Origin of the sequence: Pseudomonas sp. GGS8 (assembly GCF_024168645.1) — a bacterium.
GTDB lineage: Bacteria > Pseudomonadota > Gammaproteobacteria > Pseudomonadales > Pseudomonadaceae > Aquipseudomonas.
On sequence record NZ_JALJWF010000001.1, the window covers coordinates 2,183,141 to 2,196,396 of the forward strand.

General features: G+C 61.3%; 10 protein-coding genes and 1 pseudogene. 10 read left to right on the forward strand and 1 reads right to left on the reverse strand.

Annotated elements, in window-relative coordinates:
• Positions 1 to 18: 18 nt before the first annotated feature.
• The 9 genes and pseudogenes from J3D54_RS09675 to gcvH all read left to right on the forward strand — a co-directional run bounded on the left by J3D54_RS09675 (position 19) and on the right by gcvH (position 9,032).
• On the forward strand, positions 19 to 573 hold the full coding sequence (locus J3D54_RS09675; protein WP_253417687.1) for a YecA family protein: 555 nt from the start codon (positions 19 to 21) through the stop codon (positions 571 to 573).
• Positions 574 to 599: 26 nt separating this feature from the next.
• On the forward strand, positions 600 to 1,934 hold the full coding sequence (gene pepP / locus J3D54_RS09680) for a Xaa-Pro aminopeptidase (protein ID WP_253417688.1): 1,335 nt from the start codon (positions 600 to 602) through the stop codon (positions 1,932 to 1,934).
• Positions 1,931 to 3,118: a 2-octaprenyl-6-methoxyphenyl hydroxylase gene (gene ubiH / locus J3D54_RS09685; protein WP_253417689.1), complete on the forward strand. Its 1,188-nt coding sequence runs from the start codon at positions 1,931 to 1,933 to the stop codon at positions 3,116 to 3,118. Before pepP ends, ubiH begins: the two co-directional genes overlap by 4 nt.
• A gap of 10 nt (positions 3,119 to 3,128) precedes the next feature.
• Positions 3,129 to 3,224, forward strand: a pseudogene (locus J3D54_RS09690) (tetrameric acyl-CoA thioesterase); the annotation flags it as partial.
• A gap of 9 nt (positions 3,225 to 3,233) precedes the next feature.
• Positions 3,234 to 4,451: a 2-octaprenyl-3-methyl-6-methoxy-1,4-benzoquinol hydroxylase gene (locus tag J3D54_RS09695; RefSeq protein ID WP_253426558.1), complete on the forward strand. Its 1,218-nt coding sequence runs from the start codon at positions 3,234 to 3,236 to the stop codon at positions 4,449 to 4,451.
• A 164-nt stretch (positions 4,452 to 4,615) separates the two neighbouring features.
• On the forward strand, positions 4,616 to 5,620 hold the full coding sequence (locus J3D54_RS09700) for an extracellular solute-binding protein (protein ID WP_253417690.1): 1,005 nt from the start codon (positions 4,616 to 4,618) through the stop codon (positions 5,618 to 5,620).
• A gap of 122 nt (positions 5,621 to 5,742) precedes the next feature.
• Entirely contained in the window at positions 5,743 to 7,359 is a 1,617-nt protein-coding gene (locus tag J3D54_RS09705; RefSeq protein WP_253417691.1) for an iron ABC transporter permease, read from the forward strand.
• A gap of 156 nt (positions 7,360 to 7,515) precedes the next feature.
• On the forward strand, positions 7,516 to 8,598 hold the full coding sequence (gcvT, locus tag J3D54_RS09710; protein ID WP_253417692.1) for a glycine cleavage system aminomethyltransferase GcvT: 1,083 nt from the start codon (positions 7,516 to 7,518) through the stop codon (positions 8,596 to 8,598).
• Positions 8,599 to 8,648: 50 nt separating this feature from the next.
• Positions 8,649 to 9,032 (forward strand): glycine cleavage system protein GcvH, encoded by a 384-nt coding sequence (gene gcvH, locus J3D54_RS09715; RefSeq protein WP_253417693.1) that lies wholly within the window; start codon positions 8,649 to 8,651, stop codon positions 9,030 to 9,032.
• Positions 9,033 to 9,079: 47 nt separating this feature from the next.
• On the opposite strand, the gene J3D54_RS09720 is transcribed toward gcvH, so the two are convergent.
• On the reverse strand, positions 9,080 to 10,219 hold the full coding sequence (locus J3D54_RS09720; RefSeq protein WP_253417694.1) for a DegT/DnrJ/EryC1/StrS aminotransferase family protein: 1,140 nt from the start codon (positions 10,217 to 10,219) through the stop codon (positions 9,080 to 9,082).
• Between the two features lie 153 nt (positions 10,220 to 10,372).
• On the opposite strand from J3D54_RS09720, the gene gcvP reads away from it, so the two are divergent.
• Entirely contained in the window at positions 10,373 to 13,246 is a 2,874-nt protein-coding gene (gene gcvP / locus J3D54_RS09725; RefSeq protein ID WP_253417695.1) for an aminomethyl-transferring glycine dehydrogenase, read from the forward strand.
• Positions 13,247 to 13,256: the final 10 nt, after the last annotated feature.

Here is a 13,256-nt window from a genome sequence, read left to right on the forward strand (position 1 = left end):
TCTGGCGCCTAGCTACCCATGCCCATTCAGAATTCTCCGTACCAAGCCTTCGCCACCCTGCTGAGCACCAGCGGCCATCCCGTCTCGCCTGCCGAGCTACACGGCCTGCTACTCGGTCGCAGTTGCGCCGGTGCCGGTTTCGATGCCGACAGCTGGCTGGCAGACGCCGCCGAGCTGCTCGAAGGCGAGCCGCAAGACAACGTTCGCAACGCCTTGATCGGCCTGCAAGAAATGGTCAAGGGCGAGCTTACCAGCGACGACATGACCGTTGTTCTGCTGCTGCCGAGCGACGACGCGCCGCTCACCGAGCGCGCGGCCGCGCTGGGCCAGTGGTGCCAGGGCTTCCTTACCGGCTTCGGTTTGACCCGTCGCGAATATGCCCTCAGCGCTGAAGCGGCTGAAGTGCTGCAGGATCTGGCCGCCATTTCTCAGGTGCAAGACGCCCTGGAAGAGTCCGACGATGGCGAAAGCGACTACATGGAAGTCATGGAGTACCTGCGCGTCGCACCGTTGCTGCTGTTCACTGAAACCAAGAAAACCGACGAAGCAGCCGCCAAACCGTCGTTGCATTAATCGCGAGCCAGGAAAGCCATCTGCCCATGATTCATATCCCGAAATCGGAATACAGCCGTCGCCGCAAGGCCTTGATGGCGCAGATGGAACCCAACAGCATCGCCATCCTGCCCGCCGCCGCGGTTGCCATTCGCAACCGTGACGTCGAGCACGTTTACCGTCAGGACAGCGACTTCCAGTACCTCAGTGGCTTTCCCGAGCCTCAGGCCGTTATCGTTTTGATTCCCGGTCGCGAACATGGCGAGTACATCCTGTTCTGCCGTGAACGCAATGCCGAGCGCGAGCTGTGGGACGGCCTGCGCGCCGGCCAGGAAGGCGCAATCCGTGATTACGGCGCCGACGACGCTTTTCCCATCACCGACATTGATGACATCCTGCCGGGTCTGATCGAAGGCCGCGACCGGGTGTATTCGGCCATGGGCAGCAACCCGGAATTCGATCGACACCTGATGGACTGGATCAACGTGATCCGCTCTAAAGCGCACCTCGGCGCCCAGCCGCCGAACGAATTCGTTGCCCTGGATCATCTGCTGCACGACATGCGCCTGTATAAATCGGCGGCAGAAGTGAAGGTGATGCGCGAAGCCGCGCGGATTTCCGCTCAGGCCCATACTCGGGCGATGCAGGCCAGCCGTGCCGGTTTGCATGAGTTCAGCCTCGAAGCCGAGCTCGATTACGAATTCCGCAAGGGCGGGGCGAAGATGCCGGCCTATGGTTCGATCGTCGCCGCCGGGCGCAACAGTTGCATCCTGCATTACCAGCAGAATGACGCGGTGCTCAAGGACGGCGATCTGGTGCTGATTGACGCTGGTTGCGAGATCGACTGCTACGCCAGCGATATCACCCGCACCTGGCCAGTCAACGGCAAGTATTCACCGGAACAGAAGGCGATCTACGAGCTGGTGCTGGCTTCCCAGGAAGCGGCGTTTGCCGAAATCGCACCGAACAAACACTGGAACCAGGCGCATGAAGCCACGGTTCGGGTCATTACCGCGGGTCTTGTGACGTTGGGCCTGCTGCAGGGCGATGTCGATGAACTGATCGCCAGCGAAGCCTACAAGGCGTTTTACATGCACCGCGCCGGCCACTGGCTGGGCATGGATGTGCATGACGTCGGCGAGTACAAGGTGGGTGGTGAGTGGCGCGTGCTGGAAGTCGGCATGGCGCTGACAGTCGAGCCAGGCATCTACATTGCCCCGGACAACCAGAACGTGGCGAAGAAATGGCGCGGCATTGGCGTGCGCATCGAGGACGACGTGGTAGTCACCAAAACCGGTTGTGAAATCCTGACGAACGACGTGCCGAGAACGGTCGCCGAGATCGAGGCCTTGATGGCCGCCGCACGGACACAAGCGGCATGAGTCGAGTCAATCTGGCAATCATCGGCGGTGGCCTGGTTGGCGCCAGCCTGGCATTGGCGTTGCAGGCCGGGGCCAAGGCTCGTGGCTGGAAGATCGTGCTGATCGAACCCTTTGCCCCTGGCGACACCTATCAGCCGAGTTATGACGCTCGCTCTTCGGCGTTGTCGTTCGGCGCCCGGCAGATTTATCAGCGGTTGGGCGTGTGGCAGGAAATCTCCCGCCGCGCCGAGCCGATCAAACAAATTCATGTCTCCGACCGTGGGCGTTTTTCCACGGCGCGGTTGTCGGCGATGGAAGAGGGGGTTCCGGCGCTGGGTTATGTGGTGGAAAACGCCTGGCTCGGCCAATGCCTCTGGCACAGTCTGGACAAGGACGTGATCAATTGGCGTTGCCCGGCGGAGGTCACCGGCATGGAACCGCTGACTGACGGCTATCGCCTGACGCTCAACGATGAAACCCTGGTGGAATGCGACCTCGCGGTGTTGGCCGATGGCGGCCGTTCGGGCCTGCGTGAGCAGCTGGGTATCGGCATCAAGAAACGCCCGTACAACCAGAGCGCGCTGATCGCCAATATCACCCCGAGCGAAGCGCACAACGGCATGGCCTTCGAGCGCTTCACCGACGATGGCCCAATGGCTTTGTTGCCGCTGCCGGAAAACCGCTGCGCCTTGGTCTGGACCCGTCTGGGCATGGACGCGCAACGACTGGTAGCCCTTGATGACCGCAGCTTTCTCAGCGAGTTGCAGGGCGTGTTCGGTTATCGCCTCGGCACGCTGAAACAGGTCGGAGCGCGCAATTTGTATCCGTTGTCGCTGATCGAAGCCGAGGAGCAAGTTCGCCCGCATCTGGCGATCCTCGGCAACGCCGCGCACAGCCTGCACCCGATTGCCGGGCAAGGCTTCAACCTGTCCCTGCGCGATGCCCAGGCCTTGGCCGACACTTTGTTGGGCAGCGAGACCGCGCTTGGCGATTTCACCACCTTGCAGGCTTATCGCGAGCGCCAGCGTCTGGACCAGAACTTGACCGTGGGTTTCTCCGATCAGGTCACCCGATTGTTCGGCAGCACCCAGCCGCTGGTTTCCCTGGGCCGCAACATCGGCCTGCTCGGCCTTGATCTGCTGCCGCCGGCCAAGCGCTGGTTCGCCCGACAGGCCATGGGCCTGGGTACACGTCCAGATGTTTAAGCGGACGCACCTGCACGTCGATATTCATGACGGCGCGAGCACTTTGGTGACGCGCGTCGAGAAACCCCTTTACGTGCGGCTCGAGCCGCAAGCGAGACAGGCCTAAAGCATGGAAATGCGCGCAGATCTGCTGATTGTCGGGGCCGGAATGGTCGGCAGCGCCCTGGCGTTGGCGTTACAAAACAGCGGGCTCGAAGTCCTGCTGCTGGACGGCAGCCCCCTGAGCGTCAAACCCTTCGATGGCCAGGCGCCGTTCGAACCACGGGTAAGCGCCTTGTCGGCGGCCAGCCAGCGAATACTCGAACGCTTGGGCGTCTGGGACGGCATCGCCAATCGGCGCAGCAGCCCCTACACCGACATGCACGTCTGGGACGGCAGCGGCACCGGGAAAATCCATTTCTCGGCGACCAGCGTACATGCTGAAGTGCTCGGGCATATCGTCGAGAACCGCGTGGTTCAGGATGCTTTGCTCGACCGGCTGCACGACTGCGACCTCGGGATGCTGGCCAATGCGCGTCTGGAGCAGATGCGCCGCTCCGGTGACGACTGGCTGCTGACCCTGGCCGATGGCCGCACCTTGCGGGCGCCGTTGGTGATCGCGGCGGATGGCGCCAACTCGGCGGTGCGGCGCCTGACTGGCGTTGCGACCCGTGAGTGGGATTACATGCACCACGCGATCGTCACCAGTGTGCGCAGCGCCAAACCGCATCAGATGACCGCGTGGCAGCGTTTCACCGACAACGGCCCGCTGGCGTTTTTGCCCCTGGAACGGGACGGTCAGCAGGATTGGTGCTCGATCGTCTGGTCGACCACGCCGAGTGAAGCCGAACGCCTGATGGCGCTGGACGACGAAGGCTTCTGCAAAGAACTGGAGCGGGCCTTTGAAGGCTGCCTCGGCACGGTGCTCAGTGCCGACCCGCGTCTGTGCGTGCCGCTGCGTCAGCGTCATGCCAAGCGTTACGTGGCTGAAGGCCTGGCGTTGATCGGCGATGCGGCCCACACCATTCATCCGCTGGCCGGGCAGGGCGTGAACCTCGGTTTCCTCGATGCTGCGGTATTGGCCGAAGTGTTGCTGCAAGCGGCCGCGCGGGGTGAACGGTTGGCGGATGTGAAAGTGCTCAGTCGCTACGAACGTCGGCGCATGCCCCACAACCTGGCGTTGATGGCGGCGATGGAAGGGTTCGAACGGCTGTTCCAGGCCGATCCATTGCCGGTGCGCTGGTTGCGCAATACCGGGTTGAAGATGGTCGACCAGATGCCCGAGGCCAAGGCGTTGTTCGTGCGCGAAGCGCTTGGGTTGATCGGGGATCTACCGGCGTTGGCCAAGGCCTGAGATCTTCGTTGGGGCTGATAGCCTCTTCGCGGGCAAGTCGGTATATCCATCACCCATTTCAGCTGTGCAACATCTGGTAACTCCTCCAGCCACTGTTCGATTGAGAAGCGAAATGTGAGTCCTTATCATTTGGCCTCACGTTCCCCACTCGAGAGATCGCTTCCATGTTGGCCCCCAAGCGTCTACTGACCGCACTGGCCCTGACCCTGATTGGCAGCACCGCCGCCCAGGCCGCCGACGAGGTGGTGGTTTACTCCTCGCGTATCGATGAACTGATCAAACCGGTCTTCGATGCCTACACCCAGAAAACCGGTGTGCAGGTGAAGTTCATTACCGACAAGGAAGCGCCGTTGATGCAGCGGATCAAGGCCGAAGGCGAAAACGCCACCGCCGACCTGCTGCTGACCGTCGATGCCGGCAACCTCTGGCAGGCCGAGCAGATGGGCATCCTCCAGCCGTTCACTTCCAAGGTGATCGACGCCAACATTCCGCTGCAATATCGCGCGTCGTCCCATGCCTGGACCGGCCTGAGCCTGCGGGCGCGCACCATCGCCTACTCCACCGACCGGGTGAAACCCGGTGAGCTGACCACCTACGAGGCGCTGGCCGACAAGCAGTGGGAAGGCCGCCTGTGCCTGCGCACGGCGAAGAAGGTCTACAACCAGTCCCTGACCGCCACCATGATCGAAGTCCATGGCGCCGAGAAAACCGAGAAGATCCTCAAGGGCTGGGTCAACAACCTGTCCACCGATGTGTTCTCCGACGACATCGCTGTGCTGGAAGCGATCAATGCCGGTCAGTGCGACGTCGGCATCGTCAACACTTACTACTACGGCCGTCTGCACAAGCAGAAGCCGGACCTGCCGGTAAAACTGTTCTGGCCGAATCAGGGCGACCGTGGCGTGCACGTCAACCTGTCGGGCATTGGCCTGACCAAGCATGCACCGCACCCGGAAGCTGCCAAAGCTTTGGTGGAGTGGATGACCACACCTGAGGCGCAGAAGATTTTCGCTGACGTGAACCAGGAGTTCCCGGCCAACCCTGCTGTTCAGCCTTCAGCTGAAGTCGCGAGCTGGGGCAAGTTCGTGGCTGATACGTTGCCGGTGGAAATCGCCGGCAAGCGTCAGGCTGAAGCGATCCGGATGATGGACCGGGTCGGCTGGAACTGAGTCTGTCGATATACCGCGCCACCGAATGAAATGGCGGCGTCCCTGCCGGCCTGATCGCTCCAACACTCTGCGTCGAGGCGTGACGCAGAGCGTGGGCGCACTCATTTAAACGAGAACTTTCCTTGGCTCACCCCGCCCAACGCCGCTGGTATCCCCTGGTCTTTGCCATGACTGCGCTGGTCCTGCTGCCCCTGAGCGTCCTGCTTCTCTCCTGGCAAACCATCGATCAGCAGATCTGGTCCCACCTATGGGACACGCAAATGCCGCGGCTGCTGGGCAATACCCTCACGCTGGTCGTCGGCGTTGGCTTCGGTGTAACGCTGCTGGGCGTTAGCCTGGCCTGGCTCACCAGCCTCTGTGAGTTTCCAGGGCGGCGTTGGCTGGACTGGGCGTTGATGCTGCCGTTCGCGATTCCTGCCTACGTGCTGGCATTCGTTTTCGTCGGCCTGCTGGATTTTGCCGGCCCGGTGCAAACCCTGCTGCGTGAATGGTTCGGCAGTGGCCTGAGGCTGCCGCGAGTGCGCTCCACCGGCGGCGTGATTCTGGTGTTGGTGCTGGTTTTCTATCCCTACGTTTACCTGTTGGCGCGTACCGCATTCCTGGCCCAGGGCAAAGGCCTGATGGAAGCGGCGCGAGTCCTGGGGCAATCCCCGTGGCAGGCGTTCTGGCGAGTGGCGTTGCCCATGGCACGTCCGGCGATCGGCGCGGGGGTGGCGTTGGCGCTGATGGAAACCCTGGCGGATTTCGGTGCGGTGTCGGTGTTCAACTTCGATACGTTCACCACCGCTATCTACAAAACCTGGTACGGCTTTTTCAGTCTCTCCACCGCCGCGCAGCTGGCCAGCGTGTTGCTCTTGGTGGTGATGCTTGTGTTGTATGGCGAGCGCCGGGCTCGGGGAGCCAACCGGGCGGGCAACGAACGGCCGCGGGTCAAGGCGTTGTATCACCTGCGCGGGGTCAAGGCGCTGGCGGCGATGAGTTGGTGTGGTCTGGTGTTCGCCTGCGCCTTCATCATTCCCGTGCTGCAACTGCTGGTGTGGTTCTGGCAACGCGGGCGCTTCGATCTGGATGAGCGTTATGCCGGGTTGATCGTGCACACCCTGTACCTGGGCGGCATGGCGGCGTTAATCACTGTCAGCGTCGCGCTGCTGCTGGCTTTTGCCCGTCGATTGGCACCGACCCGAGCGATCCGTTCCGGCATCAGCCTGGCCAACCTCGGCTATGCCTTGCCGGGCTCGGTATTGGCCGTGTCGATCATGCTGGCGTTCAGTTATCTGGATCGCGAACTGGTAATTCCTCTGTCGGGCTGGCTTGGCGGCGCGGGCAAACCGCTACTGCTGGGCAGTCTGTCGGCGTTGTTGTTGGCTTATCTGGTGCGATTCATCGCCGTGGCGTATGGGCCGCTGGAAAGCAGCCTGGCGCGAATACGGCCTTCTTTGCCTGAAGCAGCACGTAGCCTTGGCGTCAGTGGGCCACGACTGTTTTTCAAAGTGTATCTGCCGTTACTGCTGCCGGGCACGTTGAGCGCGGCGTTGTTGGTGTTCGTCGACGTGCTCAAGGAAATGCCCGCAACCCTGCTGATGCGCCCGTTCGGCTGGGACACGCTGGCGGTGCGAATCTTTGAAATGACCAGTGAAGGCGAGTGGGCCAGAGCCTCGTTGCCGGCACTGACGCTGGTGTTGGTCGGGCTGTTACCGGTCATCGGATTGATCCGACGTTCGGCGCATCGAAACGCGTAGGTGTCAGTCCTACACCTTGCGGCTACAATGCGCGGCATTCGGTGCGGTCCGTCTTTCAGACCGGGTTGCTGAAATCGGCTGAAAGCCCTTATTTCAAGGCATTTCACCCCGTACAGCGTCTGTCCGCACCTTCGCCACGCCCGGAAGGAGAAACCCATGGGACAGCGCACGCCTCTGTATGACCTTCATCTCGCCCTCGGCGCGAAGATGGTCGATTTTGGCGGTTGGGATATGCCTCTGCATTACGGCTCGCAGGTCGAGGAACACCATCAGGTGCGCCGAGATTGCGGGGTTTTCGATGTATCCCACATGACCGTGATCGATGTTGGCGGCCCCCAGGCCAAGGCCTGGCTGCAATATTTGCTGACCAATGACGTCGAACGTCTGCACAGCCCCGGCCGTGCCTTGTACAGCGCCATGCTCAACGAGCACGGCGGTATCGTCGACGACATGATCGTCTATCGCCTCGATGATGGTTATCGGCTGGTGGTCAACGCCTCCACCCGCAATCAGGACCTGGCCTGGATGCAGGCCCATCTCGGCGACTTCGATGTGCAGCTCAACGAGCGTTCCGAGCTGGCGATGCTGGCCATTCAAGGGCCTCACGCCCGGCACAAGATTGCCGAACTGGTGACCCAGTCCCGCGCTACGTTGATCCAGCAACTCAAACCTTTCGAAGGTCAGACCGACGGTGACTGGTTCATCGCGCGCACCGGCTATACCGGTGAGGATGGTCTGGAAATCGTGCTGCCGGCCGATCAGGCGCCGGGGTTTTTCAACGATCTGGTGGGCGCAGGTATTTCCCCGATCGGCCTTGGCGCGCGCGATACCTTGCGGGTTGAGGCCGGGATGAATCTCTACGGCCAGGACATCCATCAAGACGTTTCACCGCTGGCCTCCAACATGGCCTGGAGCATTGCCTGGGAGCCGGCCTCGCGCCAGTTCATCGGTCGCACAGCCCTGGAGGCCGAGCAGGCCGCCGGCGTGCAGCACAAACTGGTCGGTCTGGTCCTTGAGGAACGTGGGGTTCTGCGGGCTCATCAGGTGGTTCGCATCGCCGATGTTGGCGAAGGAGAGATCACCAGTGGTAGTTTCTCTCCTACGCTTAGCAAGTCGATTGCACTGGCGCGGGTGCCGGTGGCGACCGCCGACCGCGCTGAAGTGGAAATCCGCGGCAAGTGGTACCCGGTCCGAGTGGTCAAACCGACCTTCGTGCGCCACGGCAAAACCTTGATCTAACTTTTTCTGGCGGGCAATGACCGCTGACATTTTTCTTGAGGACACAGAACATGAGCGAAATCCCTGTCGACCTGCGTTTTGCCGAAAGTCACGAATGGGCCCGTCTAGACCATGATGGCGGCGTGAAAGTGGGTATTTCAGACCATGCTCAGGAAGCCTTGGGTGATGTAGTGTTCGTCGAGCTGCCGGAGATCGGCAAAGTGTTCGCTGCCGGTGAAGCGGCGGGTGTCGTCGAGTCGGTCAAGGCTGCGTCGGATATCTACTCGCCAGTCTCCGGCACAGTCATTGCCGTTAACGAAGAATTGGCCAACAGCCCGGAACTGGTCAACAGCGCGCCCTATGACAGCTGGTTCTTCAAAATGGAGCCAAGCGATACCTCTGAGCTGGACAAGCTGCTCGACCCGATGGCCTACAAGGCCGTCATCGGCGAGTAATGCCCACTTTGCAGGAGCTGTCTTCGGCAGCTCCTGCAAAGGCCGAATCAAGGCCGCAAGACGGCTTTCACCGCAGCCACCGAACGCTCGACATCCGCTTTATCCATGGCCGTAAACATCGGCAGCGAAACAATCAGTCGTCCGACCCGCTCGGCGACCGGGAACATGCCTTCCTTGAACCCGCGTTCGCGGTAAAGACTCAGCAAGTGGATCGGCGGATAGTGATAGCCGATACCAACCCCCAGTGCCTGCATCTGCTCCATGAAAGTGGCCCGTGCCGGTTGGCCGTCCTGGCGTTCCGGGAGCACCAGTTGGAACAAATGCCAATTGCTGTTTTCGAAATCCGCCGGCGGCAGTTGAGCCCCGTATTGCGCTTCGAAGTCGTCGCCAAAGCAGGCGAAATAATGTTTGGCCAGCTCACGACGATGAGCGGTGATCGCCTCGATGTGGGCAAACTGCCCCAGGCCAATGGCTGCCGCGACATCGGTCATGTTGAACTTGCCGCCCAGCACATCAACGTCCAGCCCATCGAAACCGCTGCGGGTAACGCCTTGCAAGCGGTACTTTTCAGCCAGCCGCACTTCTTCGGCATTGTTCAGCACCAGGCACCCGCCCTCTGAGCAAGTGACGTTCTTGTTCGCCTGGAAACTGAAGGACACGAAATCGCCAGTCGAACCGATGCGCTGCCCGTTCCAGCTCGAACCCAATGCTTGGGCCGCATCTTCCACCACTCGCAAACCATGTTTTTTTGCAATCGCGTAAAGGCGCGTCATGTCCACGGGCAGTCCCGCGAGATACACCGGGATGATGGCTTTGGTGCGTGGGGTGATGGCCGCTTCCAGTTGATCCAGGTCGATATTGCGGGTGACTGGGTCGATGTCGGCAAACACCGGCGTGGCGCCAACTTCCAGAATCACGTTGGCGGTGGCCACCCAGGAAATCGGCGTGGTGATCACTTCATCGCCCGGTCCGACTCCGGCAATTCGCAACGCGATCTCCATGGTGCAGGTGCCGGAATTGAACGTACGCACCGGGCGCCCGCCAAAATATTCCGAGAGTTGCGCTTCAAAGGCCTGAACCTTGGGGCCGCTGGTAATCCACCCCGAGCGCAGCACATCGCCGACAGCGGCAATCGTGGCTTCATCGATGGTGGGTTTGGAGAAGGGCAGGAAAGACAGTTGGCTCATAAATGTTGGTACCCGATCAGCGAACGTTTGTAGGCGCCGAGCATAATGATCCGGATTGACCAACGGCGCCACGTCATCTGTGCGGGTATCGACTGCTATGCTGGTTTGACCGTATTGCATCGACGCTGAGCGCCAGTCAAGAGAGAGCCCGTCATGTCCCAGTTGCCGTCCTTGAGTCAGTTACGCGATCCCAATGCCTTCCTGCGCCGCCATCTCGGGCCCGATGCCGCCGAGCAGCAGGCGATGCTCGACAGCCTCGGCCTTGGTAGCCGCGTCGAGTTGATCGAGCAGACAGTGCCGCCGGGAATCCGCCTCAACCGACCGCTGGACTTGCCGCCCGCCCTCGATGAAGAGGCCGCGCTGGCCAAACTGCGCAGCTACGCCGAGCAGAATCAGGTCTGGACCAGCCTGATCGGTATGGGATACCACGGCACGCTCACGCCGGCCGTCATCCTGCGCAACGTGCTGGAAAATCCCGGTTGGTACACCGCTTATACGCCCTATCAGCCAGAGATCGCCCAAGGCCGGCTCGAAGCGTTGCTGAACTTCCAGCAATTGACCATCGACCTGACCGGCCTGGAACTGGCCAACGCCTCGTTGCTGGATGAAGCCACGGCGGCCGCCGAGGCCATGGCATTGGCCAAGCGTGTCGCCAAATCCAGAAGCAATCTGTTTTTCGTTGATGAAAATTGCCACCCGCAGACGATTTCCGTGGTGCAGACCCGGGCCGAAGGGTTCGGCTTCGACCTGATCATCGACGCTGTGGATAACTTGAAGCAGCACCAGGTGTTCGGCGCGCTGCTGCAATATCCCGACACCCATGGCGACGTGCGCGATCTTCGCCCGCTGATCGATCATCTGCATGCCCAGCAAGCCCTGGCCTGCGTCGCCACCGACCTGCTGAGCCTGCTGTTGCTGACCCCGCCGGGAGAGTTGGGTGCCGATGTGGTATTCGGTTCATCCCAGCGCTTCGGCGTACCCATGGGGTACGGTGGCCCGCACGCGGCGTTTTTTGCCAGTCGCGACGAATACAAACGGGCGATTCCGGGGCGGATCATCGGCGTGTCGAAAGATGCTCGCGGCAACGTGGCCTTGCGCATGGCCCTGCAAACCCGCGAGCAGCACATTCGCCGGGAGAAGGCCAATTCGAACATCTGCACCGCCCAAGTGCTGCTGGCCAATATCGCCAGTTTCTATGCGGTCTACCATGGCCCGGAAGGGCTCAAGAATATTGCCCAGCGTGTCCATCGGCTGACCTGCATCCTCGCCGCCGGCCTGGAACGCCACGGCATTACCCGTGTGAACCAACACTTCTTCGACACCCTGACCCTGGAAGTCGGTGGCACTCAGACCGCAATCATCGAAAGCGCCCAGGCGGCGCAGATCAATTTGCGCATTCTTGGTCGCGGGCGGTTGGGCCTGAGCCTCGACGAAACCTGTAACGAAACCACCGTGGCGAAACTGTTCGATGTGTTTCTCGGTGCCGATCATGGGCTCAACGTCGACGAGCTGGACGCTGAAACCCTGGAATCCGGCATTCCTGCAGGATTGCAGCGCAGTTCGCCTTATCTGCGTCATCCGGTGTTCAACGCCCATCACAGCGAAACCGAAATGCTGCGTTACTTGAAGCAGCTGGAAAACAAAGACCTGGCGCTCAATCAATCGATGATTCCGCTGGGCTCCTGCACCATGAAGCTCAATGCCACCAGCGAGATGATCCCGATCACCTGGCCGCAGTTCGCCAACCTGCACCCGTTCGTGCCGAAAGAGCAGGTGGTGGGATATTCCTTGATGATCGAGGAACTGGAACGCTGGCTCTGCGCGATCACCGGTTTCGATGCAATCTGCATGCAGCCCAACTCGGGCGCTCAGGGTGAGTACGCGGGGTTGCTGGCAATCCGCAGATATCACGAGAGCCGCCATCAGGGCGCGCGGGATATCTGCCTGATACCGTCTTCGGCCCACGGCACCAATCCGGCCTCGGCGCAAATGGCCGGGATGCGGGTGGTGATCGTCGAGTGCGACGAGGCGGGTAATGTCGATCTGGAAGACCTGAAAGAAAAGGCCATCGAGGCGGGGGACAAACTCGCCTGCCTGATGGCGACTTATCCTTCGACCCATGGGGTTTACGAGGAAGGCATCAGCGAGATCTGTGAAGTGATCCACCGCCATGGCGGTCAGGTGTACATGGATGGTGCCAACCTCAACGCGCAGGTCGGGTTGGCGCGGCCGGCGGACATCGGTGCCGATGTGTCGCACATGAACCTGCACAAAACATTCTGCATTCCCCACGGCGGTGGCGGGCCGGGGATGGGCCCGATTGGTGTCCGGGCGCACCTGGCGCCTTTTGTCGCCAATCACCCGGTGGTGCCGATCGATGGCCCGCTGCCGGGGAACGGCGCGGTAAGCGCAGCCCCTTGGGGCAGTGCAAGCATTCTGCCGATCAGCTGGATGTACATCGCGATGATGGGGCCGCAGCTGGCGGATGCGAGTGAGGTGGCGATCCTCGCCGCGAATTACCTGGCGCAGCATTTGTCCGGGGCGTTCCCGGTGCTCTACACCGGGCGCAACGAGCGAGTGGCCCACGAATGCATCCTCGACCTGCGTCCGCTCAAGGCGCTGACCGGGATCAGCGAAGAAGACGTTGCCAAACGGCTGATGGACTACGGCTTCCATGCGCCGACCATGTCGTTCCCGGTGCCGGGGACGTTGATGGTCGAACCGACCGAGAGTGAATCGAAGGCGGAACTGGATCGTTTCATCGATGCGATGCTGAGCATTCGCGCGGAGATCAACGAGGTGCAGAACGGCAATTGGCCGGCCGAGGACAACCCGCTGAAACGTTCACCGCATACCCTGGCCGATATCACCGGCGTCTGGGAGCGGCCGTACAGCATTGAGCAAGCGGTGACGCCGGATGCCCACACCAAGGCCCATAAGTACTGGCCGGTGGTGAACCGTGTGGACAATGTCTACGGCGATCGCAACCTGTTTTGCGCGTGTGTGCCGGTGGATGAATACCGCTGAAGTTACGGGA

Excerpts from the sequence above, each read along its gene's own strand:
- gcvH (WP_253417693.1), top strand. The coding sequence starts at position 8,649 with ATGAGCGAAATCCCTGTCGACCTGCGTTTTGCCGAAAGTCACGAATGG.
- ubiH (WP_253417689.1), top strand. The coding sequence starts at position 1,931 with ATGAGTCGAGTCAATCTGGCAATCATCGGCGGTGGCCTGGTTGGCGCC.
- gcvT (WP_253417692.1), top strand. The coding sequence starts at position 7,516 with ATGGGACAGCGCACGCCTCTGTATGACCTTCATCTCGCCCTCGGCGCG.
- J3D54_RS09720 (WP_253417694.1), bottom strand. The coding sequence starts at position 10,219 with ATGAGCCAACTGTCTTTCCTGCCCTTCTCCAAACCCACCATCGATGAA.
- pepP (WP_253417688.1), top strand. The coding sequence starts at position 600 with ATGATTCATATCCCGAAATCGGAATACAGCCGTCGCCGCAAGGCCTTG.
- J3D54_RS09675 (WP_253417687.1), top strand. The coding sequence starts at position 19 with ATGCCCATTCAGAATTCTCCGTACCAAGCCTTCGCCACCCTGCTGAGC.
- gcvP (WP_253417695.1), top strand. The coding sequence starts at position 10,373 with ATGTCCCAGTTGCCGTCCTTGAGTCAGTTACGCGATCCCAATGCCTTC.
- J3D54_RS09695 (WP_253426558.1), top strand. The coding sequence starts at position 3,234 with ATGCGCGCAGATCTGCTGATTGTCGGGGCCGGAATGGTCGGCAGCGCC.
- J3D54_RS09700 (WP_253417690.1), top strand. The coding sequence starts at position 4,616 with ATGTTGGCCCCCAAGCGTCTACTGACCGCACTGGCCCTGACCCTGATT.